Origin of the sequence: Bacillus sp. FMQ74, from assembly GCF_001875785.1 — a bacterium.
Classification (GTDB): Bacteria; Bacillota; Bacilli; order Bacillales; family Bacillaceae; genus Bacillus; species Bacillus stercoris.
In genome coordinates, this window is sequence record NZ_MOEO01000018.1 from 26377 (window position 1) to 43754 (window position 17378).

Here is a 17378-nt window from a genome sequence, read left to right on the forward strand (position 1 = left end):
CTCTTAATCAAAGAGAAGGGAAGGATCAGCGACTCCCATCCAATCAGCCAAAACTTTTAATTTGCCTGCAGCAATGTCATCGCTAAATTCTGAAGTAACGTCAATAATAAATTGCTTCTCAGAATCGACTGTGATTTTATCAAGCTTATTTTTTAGTTGAGCAATATTACCCGATTTAATCATCTTTTCAATTTCTTCTTTGGTGTGAATGTTATTTTCATAAGCATCTGATTCAACAATAGAGTCTTTAATCTCTTGGGTTGTTTCATTGTCTTCTACAATAACTAATTCACCTTTATCGAAACAAACGCTATTCATTGTAAGCCACTCGACAACTTCTTTTGGAACTTCTTTAATATCGACCTTGCCATTTTTGCTTCCAGCCCAGGTGTATTGTTTATTTCCTCCATCGCCAGTGAAACCTACAAAATAAGATGTACTTCTGTAGCGTGCTAATTTAATTTTTTCAGTCAAATTTAAATCCTCCTAAAAAATCCTCATATTTTGATTTAGATAGATACTGCAGCTTGTTCTTCAATAATTCCGATCGCTTCTCCAAAAAGAAGGTTAACAGAAGCATCTTGAACAATTTTCATTTTGATTCTTTCATCTTCAATATCTTGTTCTGTCAATTGACGCAGTCCGCCATACTCAACAACAGAAAATGGTTTTTGAGAAACACCACCCGCAAACATATAGCCTTTGTTGACAGGAAGTTCAACTTTACTATTTGTATCATCAGTAAATGGGTTAGTGAGGTTGACAGCAGTTGTTCTGCCGATTGTAGCAGGATTCAAGGCAGTAAGGAGTTCTCCTTTAACTTCTTCTGTTAAGAAGTTCTTAAACGTTGAGTCTGTTCCTTGTTGGAATGCGAAGTAATCAATGAGGAGAGTGTCAGCTACGAAGATAGGTTTTCCACCATACCGTTGAAGCACAGAAGCTACTTTGTTGTATTGTTGAAGAGTTAGGTTTGAGCCTGTTTGAACATTCTTTGCAGGGATTTTACCAGCTGTAATTGCGCTAGCAGTTAATTGATGGATTTTATCGAGGTACAAACGGACTTTAGCATCTGCAATATCATTCACTAATTTATTGAAGTACACAATTGAGTCTGTTACGAGATCTAGAGGTTCATAATAAAAACCTGTTGACATAGTTTTTGGAACAGCTGGAACTGTTTCTTGCCCTTCAACACGAACTAAATCAACACCAGAGCCTGTAGCAGACCAAATGACTTTCGCTTTATTCTTTTTCGGAATTTTAATTTCTTTAATATTGCCTCGTTTCTCTTGTTGGACATTGGCCAAAAGGGAGAGGAGCTGAGTTACTTTTGGTTTTGCAATTTCATCTGCTTGTTCAACGACAAGGTTATTAAATTGATGGAGCATGGAAGGATCAGGTGTAGTACCGCCATCACCAAACACTTTCTTAATGTAAGTTTGGATATCAGCTTGATCTGTACCGTCCATTTTGTTATTTAACACACGGCTAAATAAGCCTTTGATTTTCACAGTATCTAATTTCATTTATAATACTCCTTTTATTGAAATTTATTTGTTATGTATTAGGCCTCGATTACTTCAAGGCGAACAAGCTTTTGACCCATTGTGTAAACAAGGTCATCTTCATTATTTACAACGAGGAACTTAGCAGAAGAATCAGCATAATCCTCATGAGGTGAAGCAGGATCACTGAGAATATACTTTTGAGTAGCGATATCAAAGTGAGCTACTTGACCTTGTTTAACCTCAGTCACTCCTGTATTAAATGAAAATGCAGATACATCAAAACGAGTATAAGCTGGCTCAAGGATAACAATACGAGCATGTTCTCCTACGCCGTTATAAAAGTCTCTCATTGATTCACCAAGATAGCGTGCTTCAGGAGATGCAATTAAGTATGCTTTTTTTGTTTTATCTGATAGCTTCGAAGCTGTACGGTTTCCTTCAGCATCAAATCCAAGTTCAACAAGCATAAAGTTGTCAATGTCTGATCCAGTTACTTTTGCACCGTGAGCAACTGTTTTAATTTTTAAAGAATTTAAGTTTCCAGTAGTATGATTACCTACTTCAGTAAGGGCTTTTTGTAATCTTGTAGCCATATTTTATTCCTCCAAGTTTAAAATTTATTGTGAAAAGCGTGATTCAAAAGAGTCATCCTTAGGGATTAAATTTACCCGTTTACTTGAAAACTCTCTAATGTTTGTATTTGTTTCAGCAGGAACACTAACTAAGTCAACTAACATTGTGTTAAGTTGTAATACAGCTTTTTCTCCTTCTTCATCTTGTTTAACCGAAGCATGAATAAGGTTTTGTACTTCTTCTGTACTGAACTTATCCTCAGCATTTAAAGCTTCAAATTTGGCTTTATAGAATTCATTTTTCTCATTTAGTTTTTGCTCTAATAAAGTTTTCTCGTGTTTTTCTTTATAAGGCTTCAATTGTTCAACTTCAGAATTTAATTGCACAAGCTTTTCACTGGCAGTGTTGAATTGCTGTTCAATATCTGCCTTATTCTTATTGATTTGGTTTACTTGTTTCGTTAAATCTTTAATCTGTTCATCTTTCTGGTTAAGTTGTGATTGAATAGGTTCAGGAACAACTTCCTCCCAGTTACGCGTCATGAATACCTCGGTTTTACTGTCAAAATCAATTGAAACAGTATCGCCTGTTCTTGTGTAATTGAACTTAAAGTATTTGTCATAGCTATTTTCATCTGACCAGCTATACACGTTTACGATGAAATATGTATCATATACATCTGTAATATAAGATGCTGACTCCTTATCAAGGGTTGGATCTAATTGGTTATAAAGAAGCGTTCGAACGTCAGAATGAGACAATTCAAACACTTTTCTAAACTTATTCATTTTTTCACCTTCCTCATTATTTTGTCTTATAGCTGCTTGAGCAACTAATCTTTCAAATTGTTGAATTTCATTAAAGCTAAGAAGTTTGGAAGAATCATAAGCGGGGAGGACAATGTCATGCTCTCCACGTTTCTCTGAATTTAAAATTGCATGACCTTCGAAATAGATGGGGGACTGCAGGTGTTCAATGCCATCTTGCATAGTGTAATTTGAATAAAGGATCTCACAACTTGTATTAATGTTAATGCCCCGACCATACCATTCAAGTAAAAGTTCACATGCATCTTTAAATCGGGAGCTCCAAAGTATTGCATCTGCTGCCAATACTTCTTTTTTACCATCTGGGGTTTCAATTTCAGTCATGTATCCCTCAGATGTAAAGACACCAATTGGGACAGTATCTCTTTTTACTTCAAGTTCACCGTGCTTGTCCGTGTCTAGATAAGCTTCATGAGTTCCCAATGCATCTGTAGAAGTATTTAATTCATTTAATTCATCAACCTCGTAATATTTTGCAACAATCGGTTTATTAATAATTGTTGAAGCTGCTTCAAGAGCAACATCCTTAGAAATTACTGCGTTATTGTGAGAGACATCGAAATCAAAAATGACAAAGCTACATGACAACTTTGTTGGATCATCTGATGTTTTAATCTCATTCAATTGAAGTTGGCATAGTTTTTTCTTTTGCTTCTTTGTCAAATAATTTCACCTCCCTTCAAAAGTGAAGTTTTAAATAGGATTGTCATTACCGTTGGAGGTAGCTGACTTCACTGTGTTGTCGTTGTTTTTATTTCCTTCATTTGGGCGACCTGCTTCATTCCCAGTGAAGGTATATGAAGTTTGATAAGGTCTAATTTTTTCTTGGAGTTTCAGCTCTTCAGTTTCATATAGAGTTTGTTCAAGGTAACTTTCCCAAGACACTCCTGCCAAATTATCAACTACGTGCTTAATAGACCAGCCCTTATCGTTTAATTTAATTAAGATATCCATTTTTTCTTTGAGAGTGAGCGGCTTGTCTTTATCGTAATTCATATAGTAGTTGTCTTTTTGGGCAACAGGCAAAACAAGGTTGAATAACTTTTGATAAACCTCTTGCTCAATATCCTCCATTAAAACTCCAATACGCTTATAAAATGTATCCAAGTTTAACGACGAAGTTGCGTAGTTACCCCCATCACCATTTAAAAGGGAGCCGGATAAGCCGTAAGCAGATTGAATGTCGCTATTGATATGGTCAAACTTTGCTCCATCTAATCCATCTGCTTTAACATCAGGAAAGTTGATATCAGCAAAGTCAGGGATTGATACTACAGTTACTCCATCTTTTTGGTTCTTTTCTAAAGCTGCTTTAACTCCACCATGAATTTTTTGTTTAACTGCTTTAGGTAGCTTCATGTTTGTGTATTCGCCATCACCTTTATCTGTTCCAATCGTTAGAACTGCAACAGCGTTAATAATTTTATTTGCGATGGATCTTTCAACATCCTTAAGCTTCTTTTTATGGAGAACATCATATAGACCTGGGGTAACCCAAGATGTTCCTAATCCTTGATTTCTTTTTAAAGTTCCTGTGCGTAGTGGAAAAGTTCTTTCTTGCGGCAGTTCCTTATATCGATATTTCTCTCGATCTTTCATAAAGTTTTCATAATCGCTCTGTTTAATATAAGGGGAGAGGCTTTTTAACAATTCATTTCTGTAATCATCTTTATACTTAGTGAACATCTCCATGTCAAGTACACATACCCAGTCTCCATTTCTTCTAAAGGAGGGGAACACATATTTAATCTCATCAAAGATAAACGGATAGGGGCTCTTAGCATCCCCAAGCCATATACCCACAAGAGTGCCAGATGTAGCTACCTGTTTTAACAGATCTCTAGTAAGTCTTTTATGTTTGACCTTATGTAAGGATTTATTCAAAAGGGAAATATGCTTATCTGAAGACTTAACTTTATTAAAGGAGTCAATTTTATAGTTGAGGGTAGGGAGGGCTTCAATCAATTCAAACAATTGGTGAATCTCTGCAGTCGAAATGTAGAAATATTCAGCAAGGTCTTCAATTTCTTCTTGAAATTCATCGGGGTTAGAAAAATAATTCTTTAATTGTTCGGCCTCAACTTCCGTAACAATGCCATTGGAAAACATATTTGAGATAAAGCCGGAAGCAAATGTAGAAGTATAAGTTGAATAGTCATTCAGCATTTGCTTATACTCTTCAGACTCAATGTCAACTTTATTTAAGGTTACCATGTTTCACCTCATTTCTTTTAAAAATAGACTAGTTCATCTTCAACGTCATATTCAGTTTGTTTGTTTAACTGCCTTTCTAATACAGTGGCAATGTAGTTGCCATAAGCCACTGAGCTATATCTGTCTTTTCGTTTGCTCTTTGGCTCTTTAAGCTTAACTTGTCCGTTATCGCTGTATTCAGCTTCTAAGTTGATCATTTCATTTATCAGAAGGGTAATCTGAGCATAGCTTGAAAGGAATTTTCCTTTAACTTCAGGAGATAGCCCTTCATAGCCTTTAAATCTTTTTAGATATTCTTTTCCTTCATTTTCGTTGATAGGAATTTTGATTTTTCCTCGTTTGAATCCATCTTTGAGTAATACAGCAATTTCACTATTCAATTGTGCATTACCTTTAATGCTATAAATTACTTTTGCGGCATTTTGATAAGTACAACGCTCAGCCATTCTTTCATCGTTTATACATGAAAATGGATCATATTCTTTTGCACGTTCTTTATCATATAAAGGCTGGCATAATGCATCATATACACCTAGTCCGATACTCTGAGTATCCAATACAATATAATCACAATCATAATCTTCGTATATTTGTCGAATTCTTGTTGCTTGAGTTCCTGTGTGACCGCCTACGATGCTTTCCATGTATACAATATGACGATCATACCCATTGGAGTTTGGGATCAGTCTGAATACAGTGTAAACACTGGCGTCATTATCCTTACCCGCCATTCCAGCGATATCGTTGCTTACCAGTCTGATTTCTCCTGGTTTCTTGCCTTCATATTTGAAGTTGGAATCCTTGATCAGACTATAATAGTCAGGAGGGAAGAGGGGAGAAGCAAGCTTGCGGTTCTTTTCAATGTCTTCGAATTTAAAATAAGCTTTTTCAGATTCACCAAACCAGAGAGCTTCCATTTCCATAGACCAACCAATAGGATCGAAGTCTTCTTCAGCCATTTCATCTCTAACCTGATCTTTATCCAAAAGGCCTTCCTTTATTGCGATCTGATAAGGGAGACCGCACACAAAGTATTTTGACCCTTTCATCATGGCATTGTAGTAAGTTATGAATCTGTTAAATGACCAATGAACCTTATACCAGCAGGATGATAAGTAAATTTCTTTGTTTCGTTCTTTTAGATGAGCGTATTCTTCTTTTTCAAGATATTTAGGAGAACGGGGAGCTGTTAGGAATTTTCGGAGTACTTTACTGATGATTTCAAAATCAACCATTCTGAATTCATCTACAATAAGGAGGTTTGCACGTTTGGAACGTGCGCCGTCATTTGAGGCTACGATTTTAATCCAGCTGCCATTATGAAATTCAACTTTGGCATCATTCGTTGAGGTTTTTAAATCTTCTATTTCTCGCCTTAAATTGAGCGATTCTTTGCGTAAGTCATCAATTTTCTCTATGACTTCACGAGCTTGTCCCTTTGTGCCCGATGCGATAACTATTTTAGTACCTGGGAAGAGTATGGCTTGCACACAGCAGTATACAGAGGTTAACCAAGTTTTACCCTGCCCACGACTGGCCAGGTACATAAAATAATGGTTATGTACCATCATGTAAATTAAAATACATTGAAACAATTTAAGTGTAATACCCAAGTATTCTTTTACAAAGCGATGTGGATTTGCTCTATAGAAGGAAGTCCATGCGCCGATACCATCCATTAATCGTTCGGATTTTGATTTCTTCTTAAAGTTGTTACCCTTTTTAAAGATATTGATTCCTCGGCTGTGCTTGTTGCGATCTGTTGTGAAATTTTTATGTGAGGTCATTTTCTCGATCCTCTTCTTCTGCAACAGGTTCTTCAACAGTGTGCTTATTCATTTCTTCCCAATATTCCTCTGAATATTGATTTTTCAAACCAAGCATTCGGGACAGATGCCCAAGGAAAAATACCTTGATGTATTTCCCAATTTTATCAGGATCTTTCCACCTAGGCTCTGGCTCAGGAATAGGTCTCTCATTCTCATATTTTTTGATCAGAGTGCCAAAAGACTCTTGTTCAACTCCACTTGCTCCAGTTTCTTGAACTGGTTTTAAATTACTTGAGCCAAGTAAATCTTGGAGAGTTTTTTGTTGCTGATCGACTTTTTCACCATTTTCACGCCGTTTGCGGATATCTAGCCGAGTCAAACATATTTCATTTATAAGAAGTTCCATCCCTTTAGAGTCACATTCATACCTATTCGTGAAGTCAATGTACTCATTCTGAAGCCAAATGTAATCTTCAACATCAAGACCACGCCCCCAGAATTGCATCAATTCATCTATGTCTTCCTTAGATATATCCTCTGTACTTTTAGCTAATAATAGCTGTGTTGTGTATTCCTGTTCTTCTTCAAAGTCAAATTCACTGTCTGCCCAAGTTTTTGACTTGTAGTCTTTCATTCCGATATTTTTCATATACGTACCTAACACATTTCCAGCAGATTTTTTTTTAGACTCTGATTCATTAACAGCAGAAACCCACAAGTCGTAAACAAATGGACGGTCAATCATTCTCAAGATGTTTTGCACATTCTTTAAGTTATCTTTGTCTTTTTGGAATTCATTTTGAAGACAGCTTTTACACACTGACAGCTTGCCGGTTGCAGAATTGAAAGGAGATTCCGATATATAATACTGATTGGCATTTTGCTCTTTGCCGCAGCATGAGCATTTGATTTTTTCTATAGCCATATTTCACCTCCATAAAGTTAGTTGATGTAAACACGTTTTATAAAACGCCCAGTAATAGAGCGGAAGGGGAGTACCGCAATCATCCTGGGCGTTCTAAAAAGGTGTTTAAACTAAAGAAGAGAGGACTTCATCGTGATGAAATCCTCCTTTGATCTCAATTCCTAATTTTTTAATTGTTTTGAGTTGATCTTTAGTAACAGTACAGTCAATATAAACGCCATTTGGGAAATGATTACCTTCTAAATAATTGGCTGAGATAATAGTACAACTAATTCCTTTTTCTTTAGCCAAGTCTTTATAAATCTCTTTATGAGCACCTACAAGTAAAGGGATATTATTCTCTTGTGATAACCTAAGAAGAAGAGTTGTTTTGCCTTTACCTCTCTGAGAATCATTTACCAGAAGAACCTTAGGTGCATTTTTATGGAACTTTTCTTGTAGTGATTTATCAACGTCATTAAAAACAACTTTCATTCGTTTGAATGGTGGTTCGATTTTATCTCCAAAAATAGTTAAATGAATAGCTTCTAATACTCGCTTAATCTCAGAATCACATCTGTAACCAGACTGTTTTAACTCTGAGAGAGTTTCTAAGTGCTTATTCAGATATTTAAAGTCTTCATTCGTCATTTTCTTCTTCATCCTCAATCGTTTTTTGTATTACTTTAAAAAACCTTTTTGTAGTCAGCTATTAATGTGACTCCAATCTAAATAAAATTAAAGTTTTATATCAATTAACAATTATATTTACTAGAGTGTTCTTGCTTTCAGTGGACAGGTTGTCCCACTGTTCTGCTAATATTCCTATAAATTCATTGGCAGACATAGACTCATCCCTTTACTTTTCATTTTTAAAGCGAATAATGTAAGTAGCCTCAATACCATTATCATCAAAGACCATAAACTTTTGAGACGGTTTCGTACCAAAGCGACCTTGCATCGCATAATCATCAGCGCCAACAAGCGCTCCATTTACAACAACTGTTGTGCTGCCATATTCTTTTTCATAGTTATGATGAATATGACCACCGAATATGTAAGAAGGGATATAGCCAAGTAATTGAGGTAGGCGGGTTACGCATTGATCAACACGATCATAGTGACCGTGGACAAACACGACTTCTTGATTGTTGATTTTAGCGGGGATAAAACCATCTTGTTCCGGTTCAATGGAAATGTTATTAATATCTCTTAATCTGGCTTCAAGATACCAATTAATAAGGTATTCAAAGTTTTCTTTAATCCCTACATCATTTTTAGAAGGGGAGAGGCGACCGTGATTGCCTGCCACGTTGTAAAACTTAACCTCTTGAAACTCACTTGCCAACATAGCTAACACCTCAGCAAGCGTTTCTGATACATATTTAATTTGTTCTACAGCATCTTCATTGGCCTGAACTCTTGTAGACACATGAATAAGCCCTCCAATTAAATCGCCTAGATTTGCAACATGTAATGTGGAGACATGATTCATCTTTCCATACTCAATTACTTTGTTTGTGAGATGCTCTACTCGTTCATTGAATATTTCTTTATTGAACTTATTGATGCGGTTATCGATTTCCATTCCGAAGTGCCAGTCACTGAATAAAGCAAGCCCATGCTTTTCAGCTGCAGCAGGGAGGGGGAAAGTGAAATGTAGAGGTCTTTTGGATTCTAAATTAACAATAGCTTGGACTACGTCATCCTTGATTTTCTCAAAGCGAGCTTGATTCGCTATACTTTTTCTATATTCTCTTTTTTGGTCACGAGTTCTAATCTTTTCTTTTTCAGATTGCAGTCGCACTTCCTCATATTTCTTAAGAATTTCTTCATCCAAATTCTTGGACATTATGTAATCATTCCAACGTTCATATTGCTTAAAATCTTTGCGCCATTTACTCTCATCATAATTTGTACCTTGATCTTTGTTTAAAAGAGCGGCAATTGTCTTTGTGTCAATGCGATAAGTGTCTTTGTTTTTGAAAAGTCTAATATGATAATCGGTAAATGATTCGTCTTTTTCTCGTTGTAAAACAGTATCTAAAATAGCTGTCATTCAGTCACCACCTACTCATTGATTTGTGGAAGTTCATCTTCCTCGGTAATAGAAATTTTCACTTTCCGACCATCAAATGATTTTAAAATTGAATTCAGATCATAACGCTCGATGTCTGTTTTTGTTTCTTCTTCAATAATTCCATCAATGTAAGTATAATTACCTTTTAAATTTACTGTATGAACTTTCTTAGCCAAATTAAATTCCTCCAATATGTGTTTTATTTACGTACAATAAGCTCCTTCGGAAGCCCGATGATCCGAAGCATCGGTAACGTCCGAGAAGGGGATATAAAGGAGATGAAAGATAAGTCGGATAGGCGTTGGGGAAACGCCCGAAGGAGATTATTGATAACTTGCGTACCGGAAGGCTCGTAAGCACATTCCGGCTGATCGGTAAAGTAAAACGCAAGCACAAAAAGGCCTTCTAACGATTTAGATGACCTTGTTCTGATTACATTCTAACCCCGTTTCACCTACGTCAGTAGCTCACGTTGGGACGCAAGCCTTCAGATCGACAGGGATTACGCTGATTACGGGTTCAGCGATTGAAACCTTTGCAGTCGACAAACTATAAGTAAGTCGAAATATCAAAAGACGCCAATAACGTCTTCAGGAACTCCTTGTACATCATGGTACATGAGCATATAAACCGGTAATCGCTGTGCGAAAACCTGATTCTTGCTTCTGAACATGGCAGATGAATTATGACAACAAAAATACAAGGGAAAAATAATTTGAGAAGGAAAGACCCATTATAAGCCTTCTCAATGGCATTTTCAGTCTCTCTTGTCGGGTTACACGCCTTATTGAGAAACAAAGCGTCTCAAACGCTCGCCATTTATTTTGCACAGTTTTCTCTGACCCGTGTAAGGAGGTATGTGCATGGAAAAGGTAAGTCGCCATTCAGAACATTGAAGGAGAGGTAGCGAATAAATAGTGAATATGTTGCTAAGTGAAAATGAAAAGGCAAGACCGAAAATAATCCTTTTCAATGAAATGGGAGCGGTGATCAAGCGCCCAAAAACCATTTCACTTATTTTACGAGTATAGAAGACTCGCTAACCCGGAAGAAATTTTGATGACCGCATAATAAGCACCTGAGCTTACAAGGGCATTATTTAAAGGGAAGGGAGACACATCTACCTTACCTAAGTGCAAGCCGAAGCAGTGCACCGCAATTAATATTCAGGCTACATGTCACCCATAGTAAGACTGTGATGGGATTCACCCTACATAAACAGCTTGAGTAGCAAAGGTCTTACCGACATGTTTAGCCCGATAATAGCCATTTACCTGTCTCCTTAAGATACAGACATCCGAGTTAACCTCGCACCCTCATAAATGACTATTATCCGACTAACTGCAGTGACCAGCCGCAGTTTTATGTGTCAGAATGATACAGAAAACAGGGAGTAGATATTGTTTAATCAAGAAAAGCTAGTCCACACTGGAGAGGAATCTCCACTAATATTCATTTAGATTAGTCTTTACCTTCATAAATGAACATTAGTCGAGAACTGATATCCCAAATATCAGTAATCAACTAATTATTGACGACACCCCATGCCATCAATAATCAACTCTAATTAATTAACCCGGAGATGAAGGGAAAAGAGGGGAGGTCGACAATTTCCTCCATAACTTCTAACTCTGCCACTTTTAGGAGCATAAGCTCTTTGTGACAAAGCGTGCAGGAAGCCTTTCCTGTCGTCCTCATTAACTCTTATTAAGCTTTGACTGCGTCTTTAAGTGCTTTTGCCGGCTTAAATGCAGGTGCCTTTGTAGCAGGAATATCAATTTCCTCACCCGATTGTGGATTTCTCCCTTTACGAGCTGCACGTTCACGAACTTCAAATGTTCCAACTCCAGGAACCTTAATTGATTCACCTTTTGTTAGCGTTTCAACGATGACATTAAATACTGCTTCAACTTTAGGAGTAGCTTCTTTCTTAGTAACACCTAATTTTTCTGCAACTGCTCCAACAAATTCTGTTTTGTTCATGTTTTAAATCCTCCTAGTGATTTCGTTTATTTTTGTGTTAAAGTATAATTACGGTAACGTTTGTGATTTTTTTGAAAAAATGGGAGACTTACTCGCCCTTTTATGTGGAAATTAGCTTTCTTTCTCCCTTATGGCGATTATCTCAAAAGGGGCTTTCAGCCCAGTCGTACCAAGGGTTCAAGGTGTTTTTTTGTTGATCTTTTTTTGCCGAGAAATGCTGTATCCCTTGGGGGAGTAAGGCTCATGGCACTTTCTATTGGTCGTTATCTTTTTTTATTGTAGCGTTTATGTTTATCTAAGATCATTTTTTTTGAGCAATTGTTACAGTATTTAGATTTATTAGAAGAGGGACTGAACATTTTTCCGCAATTCCCACAAGCCTTAAAATTCCTTAAGTTAATCTTTAAATTTTCCAATATAAGTTCGCCACAGCACTCCCACAAAGTCGATTTGAATTTACTCTTCTTTTTATATAGGTACTTAACTAAAACATCTGTAATAAGTTGCTCATCGTTATGTATTTCCATTAATCTTTGTTTGATAATCTTATAGACGTATAGCTTTTCTCCTGGTTTAATTTCTTCATTATTCATGAGCCACTTTTTGTTTCGGTCAAGACGTTTGTACTCATTGATAACCGATTCATCAAGTTTCACTTTTTTATGTCTGAGTAAGAAACGGTAATCAAATTTTCCTGCAACTGCGTTAAAGTTGATTCGGTCATTAGGAATAATTGAGTCTAACTTATTTACTGTACTTTCATTAATCGATTCTACGCTATGTTCTTCTTTATCCTTTGCATTGATGAAGAAGTGGGGCACTTTATTTTTTATGTAATCTTTGATTTTCTCATCAACGTGATCAGGGCGGGTGGGCATGAATAAGGTTTTTGCAAAATCGATAGTAAAGTTATTCTCCATGCATAACCATTTGATCACGTCCAGGTTTATATTGTCACTGTTCCATATCTTAGTGATGTTGTTACTGTATTCCCCGATATTGATTCCATAAGCAAGAGTTAGTGCTTCATAGATGTTCCTGCTATTAATCTCTTGTTTCTGGGCTACAGACATTTCATAATACAAAGGAACGATGTTCTCCATATTACGCTTGGCAATATTGACGATCAGCTCATCAGAAATAATTAAGGCCTTATCCCCGTCATTGTCAAACTGTAGCAGTTTCGATATCGGATCATGAATACTGGTATAAACACCTGGGGTAATAAACCAATTTTCATATTCCTTATCTTTTTTGTTCCACCTAACTCCATGCTCTCTGAATAGGTGAGGGGAGCGAAGGATATCAATATACCCTTCATCATATAAAGAACAATGGACATTGCTTCCTGAAAGCAGTCCTTTCGGATTCTCAATTCCAAGAAACAATCTTTCACAAAAAGCATATAGATCAGGACATAAATATGTATACCTAGCATCACTGACAAGTAATTTTCCTGATTTGGCGTCCTTAATCATACTCTTCTTCTTATTCTTAATGATTTCTTTGGTGTGATCATCATTTAGCAGCTCAGGATATATTAGTAGAGCTTCTTGAAGGCTTGTCTTATGTTTATTTTTCTCGGTAGCCCCCAAAACTTTCATCATTGTTTCTTTATCAGTGCCTAATTGAGTAATCTCACTAACAGTCTTTGAACTGATTTGTTTCAATTCCTCATCTGTGATATCAGTGAGTGTTTGTAGCATCTGGTAAGTCAGTTTTCCCTCAACAGATGGATCTTCTTCATTTAATTTAGCTCCTAAACATCCATACTTTTTAAATTTAGAGCGATAATCATCCCAAGAATCATAGTACTTCCACATCTTAAACTGGCTTTTCGTAAAAATTATTTGGATATCATCTTTAATAACGTCCCATTCTTTACCGTAGACGTCCTTAACTATAAATGAACTGTGTTTTTCAGCAAACTTTCTAAAATCAAATGGAACTAGTAGGCCCTTAACCCAAGGCAATCTGACCATAAAGCTTTTCTGGCTCAAACTAGGAAGCATCATTCCACAACCATCTGTATGTTCTATAGGAATATCCATAATCTTACGAGTGATTTCATATGTATCACGGTCAATATAATCAACCAGGCTGGAAACGTTTGTTTCTAAGTCATTTACGACAATTGCTTTATCAATATCAATTTCCCATGGACTACTTGCGCTATTAGATAAGGCCATGTAGCTATTCCATTTGTTTATGCTGCTTCCACCTTGAGCATTGATTTGCTCCACGCTAAGGCCACAAGTTAAAGCATTTTGATACTTATCTAAGGTGCTTTGCTTGATAAAACATGACTTTTTGGTTCGTATTTGACCGGCACTGCTAGTGAAATAAACGTATTTCTCATTGTTATGTATGAATCCTTTATCAATAATGTCCCTTAAAATTTGAAAGTGATAAGTTTGGACAACCATGATCTCTTCAGAGAGAGAGTTTTCTTTGATTCCCAACGTTCGAGTTAAGACAGAATCAAATAATGAAATCACATTATTATCTTTCAGGGAATCTGTTCTAAGTGTTCTTATTTGATTATGATTGTTAAAGGCGTTATAAAGATTTTCTTTTAAGGAAATAATCCTTTGCGTTATGTACTTCTTATGTTTTTTATCAACATGTTCAAGTTTTTTGAGATGATCTCTGTACCTATATGATTTTAAAATCTTGTTATGTAATTTGTTTTCTTGATCATTATAAAAAGCAGAAGTGTCAATACTGTAAATATGTACTTGCTTATTTAGGCCATCTTTTTTTCCTTTCAATAAATTATCCCCTTATTACTTTTATACATATTTTTTGATTTAATAATCGCTTTTTAGATACTTATATACAAGTTTTTTGAATGCATAGCTCTTTTTATCGATTGTTCCAAATAGTTTATAGTCCTCATAAAGAGTGTTTTCTTCTTGTGAAGCAGTTCCATCGATAATAGTAGTCTCCAAAAATTCAATTAAATCCCTAGACATGTATGTAACTTTTTCTGAGTCCATTTGCATTACCTCACCTCCTTACCCACAGTATAATCATATACATATTATTTGTATTTGTCTATTGTTTTTTTGAGCTTCTGGTTATTGAGGTGAATTATGAGGCAAATAGAGTGATTATCGTAATCTAAAAACATACCTATCGTAAAAATAGTTAAAGAGCTTAAAAATCCAGTAAACATAAGGGTATTTCATGTATCGAATGGTAATTAGGGGATAAACGATCGTAAAACATAAGTGAGAGTAGGGGGAAGTGGCTGCTTTATCTAAATATTAAAGAAAACGAGGTAATTTGAAAAGGTGAAAACGTTGATACTATAGGCTTTTACGATAGCGATTACGATGTTAAATAGGGTAATTTTGAGGTGGGATTAGGAAAATGAAAATTTGGATAGGGTGTGGAAATGGAAGTGCTATGGGTACATTCGTTCCCTCATTTTTACCATTAGATGTAAATATACCCCCATATATTGGTATTGTAATACGTGTATAAGGAACATTATACGTGCATTTGATGAATTGGGTATGTCTGCAACAGCACTAACATAATTCCAGGCCAAACACAAGAATAAATTAAAAAAAATAAATTGATTTGCAATTTAAAAATGAATAACCATTCATTAAAAATAATCGTATCTATAACGAATCCGAGGGAATCGAAGACATATTTATTTATCTTCATCTATCCTCATCACTATACATAACCTTATCTTATCTAATCATATATCCTACACTAACCATTCTACACATTAACCTCATCCGTTCCCATATCATACAAACACTTATCATCCAGTCATCCAACCTAATCACTCTCACACGCTCTCAGAATGAATATTACACCTCTCTAAGCATTCCTTATCCATCTCCAGTCCATTTTACATTACTGTTCACTCAGACAGCACACAAAGCATCTCAATGCCATCCATTAACGTACAAATAACTTAATACAAATACAAAAAATATGTATATAAAAACCGCGAATTATGTTATAATAGAGTCATAGGAAAGGAGGTGTACATAGTGCTTGAGAAAGTGGGTATCATAGTTGCTTTCCTCATATCTTTAACGGTTCTTACAATCAACAGTCTAACAATAGTTGAGAAGATAAGAAACCTAAAGAATGGGACAAGCAAAAAGAAAAAGCGTATACGCAAGCGGCTCCGACCAAAGAGACAACGCAAACGTATACGCCGATGAGAGCTAAGCTAAAGGGGAATAACTTCTCCTTTAGTTCCTACCCATATTATAACATGATCAAGCACATTGCAAACATGAAACGATTCTCATTATGGTTTACCCATATCACATTCATTGGCTTATTCTTAATGTTTCAACTCATTAAGGATTACTTCAGCAGCGAAGCACAAACACTAATCAATACAATATTTGTAGTCTCATGTATCATTGCCATATTGTTATGGATCATTTATTTTGCTTTCCTTAAACTAAGAAACAAGTCACACTAATCATATAGGCCTCATGGTATAATTAAATCATTGAGGTGAGATGAGTGGAGAATAAATTCCTGGATGCTATTCGGCAGCTTGCTAAGGAATTAGAAATGCTCAAGCAAGATATTGACTCCATCAAGAAAACAACTGACAGAATAGATTCAGACCTATTAGAGTACAGAGAAGAGATAAGTAAAGTTAAACAAGATGATTCTTATTAATCAATCAGCGAACAGATAAGAATAATTAAATATTCGTTATAAATAAGGGAGCGGTAAGGCAATTATCGTTCCTTATTTTTCGATACAAAATTAAAATATAAGGAGGCTATATGGAGAAGGTAAAAGTGATTGATTCTATTATGGGATCGGGGAAAACAACTTACATTATAAAGATGATGAATGAAGCACCAAAGAATGAGCATTTTATCTTTATCACACCATATCTTGATGAGGTAACAAGAATAAAGAGGTCGTGTACGAATAGAAAGTTTTACGAACCAAAAATACATAGTGAGGAAGGAGAAACACTCTATAAACTGGATTCATTACATAAACATTTAGCAGATAACAATGACATTGTAACAACGCATGCTTTATTCAGTATGGCTAATGAAACAACTAAAGAATTGATTTACTCAGGCAATTATACTCTTATCCTGGACGAAACTATGGAAGTAGTAAAGAAATTGAATATATCCAAGGATGATCTGGATATGTTGTTCCAAAATGAGTGGATTAAGAACAATAATGGTACAATCATTTGGAATGATGAACAAGAAAGAAACCTTAATAGGGAATATAAAGGAGAGTTCCAAACGCTTAAACATTTGGCCAAGAGTAAAAACTTAATATTGCATAATGAGTCTGTATTGTTTTGGCAGTTTCCTGCAGACATCTTTGCCCAATTTAAACAGGTTTATAATCTTACATATTTGTTTGATGCTCAGATTCAGAAATATTATTATGACATTAACGGAATAGAGTATGAACTTTATGCAGTAGTCAAAGAGAATGCCAGTTATAAATTAATGCAGCACAGTAGGCAATTTGATAAAGCAAAGAAGGATATTC

At 35.7% G+C, this 17378-nt stretch carries 16 protein-coding genes and 1 pseudogene; 4 read left to right on the plus strand and 13 right to left on the minus strand.

The window, feature by feature from the left end:
* Nucleotides 1–3: 3 nt before the first annotated feature.
* The 13 genes from BLL41_RS21060 to BLL41_RS21120 all read right to left on the minus strand — a co-directional run bounded on the left by BLL41_RS21060 (nt 4) and on the right by BLL41_RS21120 (nt 14863).
* Nucleotides 4–474, minus strand: a complete 471-nt coding sequence (locus tag BLL41_RS21060; protein ID WP_071579304.1) for a hypothetical protein — start codon at nt 472–474, stop codon at nt 4–6.
* A gap of 35 nt (nt 475–509) precedes the next feature.
* On the minus strand, nt 510–1526 hold the full coding sequence (locus BLL41_RS21065) for a hypothetical protein (RefSeq protein ID WP_071579305.1): 1017 nt from the start codon (nt 1524–1526) through the stop codon (nt 510–512).
* A gap of 38 nt (nt 1527–1564) precedes the next feature.
* A complete protein-coding gene (locus BLL41_RS21070) occupies nt 1565–2101 on the minus strand; it encodes a hypothetical protein (RefSeq protein ID WP_010328108.1) in 537 nt (178 codons plus the stop codon).
* Nucleotides 2102–2125: 24 nt separating this feature from the next.
* Nucleotides 2126–3571 (minus strand): coiled-coil domain-containing protein, encoded by a 1446-nt coding sequence (locus tag BLL41_RS21075; RefSeq protein ID WP_071579306.1) that lies wholly within the window; start codon nt 3569–3571, stop codon nt 2126–2128.
* Nucleotides 3572–3601: 30 nt separating this feature from the next.
* Nucleotides 3602–5122 (minus strand): hypothetical protein, encoded by a 1521-nt coding sequence (locus BLL41_RS21080; RefSeq protein WP_071579307.1) that lies wholly within the window; start codon nt 5120–5122, stop codon nt 3602–3604.
* Nucleotides 5123–5139: 17 nt separating this feature from the next.
* Nucleotides 5140–6909 (minus strand): terminase large subunit domain-containing protein, encoded by a 1770-nt coding sequence (locus BLL41_RS21085; protein ID WP_071579308.1) that lies wholly within the window; start codon nt 6907–6909, stop codon nt 5140–5142.
* Complete coding sequence (locus BLL41_RS21090; protein WP_061187726.1) at nt 6896–7816, minus strand: hypothetical protein; 921 nt, start codon at nt 7814–7816, stop codon at nt 6896–6898. Before BLL41_RS21090 ends, BLL41_RS21085 begins: the two co-directional genes overlap by 14 nt.
* Before the next feature lie 105 nt (nt 7817–7921).
* The gene (locus BLL41_RS21095; protein ID WP_071579309.1) at nt 7922–8446 is read right to left on the minus strand and encodes a hypothetical protein; all 525 of its coding nucleotides are present in this window, start codon (nt 8444–8446) and stop codon (nt 7922–7924) included.
* Nucleotides 8447–8654: 208 nt separating this feature from the next.
* Nucleotides 8655–9854 carry a metallophosphoesterase family protein gene (locus BLL41_RS21100; protein ID WP_071579310.1) on the minus strand — a complete coding sequence of 400 codons (1200 nt, stop codon included), beginning with the start codon at nt 9852–9854 and terminating at the stop codon, nt 8655–8657.
* 11 nt (nt 9855–9865) lie between these two features.
* Nucleotides 9866–10051, minus strand: a complete 186-nt coding sequence (locus BLL41_RS21105; protein WP_019712268.1) for a YonK family protein — start codon at nt 10049–10051, stop codon at nt 9866–9868.
* A 1531-nt stretch (nt 10052–11582) separates the two neighbouring features.
* Entirely contained in the window at nt 11583–11858 is a 276-nt protein-coding gene (locus BLL41_RS21110) for an HU family DNA-binding protein (RefSeq protein ID WP_071579311.1), read from the minus strand.
* Between the two features lie 263 nt (nt 11859–12121).
* Nucleotides 12122–14629: a hypothetical protein gene (locus tag BLL41_RS21115; RefSeq protein ID WP_071579312.1), complete on the minus strand. Its 2508-nt coding sequence runs from the start codon at nt 14627–14629 to the stop codon at nt 12122–12124.
* A 39-nt stretch (nt 14630–14668) separates the two neighbouring features.
* Nucleotides 14669–14863: a hypothetical protein gene (locus tag BLL41_RS21120; protein WP_071579313.1), complete on the minus strand. Its 195-nt coding sequence runs from the start codon at nt 14861–14863 to the stop codon at nt 14669–14671.
* A 1011-nt stretch (nt 14864–15874) separates the two neighbouring features.
* Here BLL41_RS21120 and yonT point away from each other — a divergent pair.
* The 4 genes and pseudogenes from yonT to BLL41_RS21140 form a co-directional block, all read left to right on the plus strand.
* Nucleotides 15875–16051 carry a type I TA system toxin YonT gene (yonT, locus tag BLL41_RS21125; RefSeq protein WP_071579314.1) on the plus strand — a complete coding sequence of 59 codons (177 nt, stop codon included), beginning with the start codon at nt 15875–15877 and terminating at the stop codon, nt 16049–16051.
* Nucleotides 16048–16320, plus strand: coding sequence for a hypothetical protein (locus tag BLL41_RS21130; protein WP_083428093.1), 273 nt, complete (start codon nt 16048–16050; stop codon nt 16318–16320). Before yonT ends, BLL41_RS21130 begins: the two co-directional genes overlap by 4 nt.
* A 44-nt stretch (nt 16321–16364) precedes the next feature.
* Nucleotides 16365–16526 carry a hypothetical protein gene (locus BLL41_RS21135; protein ID WP_071579315.1) on the plus strand — a complete coding sequence of 54 codons (162 nt, stop codon included), beginning with the start codon at nt 16365–16367 and terminating at the stop codon, nt 16524–16526.
* A gap of 110 nt (nt 16527–16636) precedes the next feature.
* A pseudogene (locus BLL41_RS21140) lies at nt 16637–17378 on the plus strand (hypothetical protein); the annotation flags it as partial.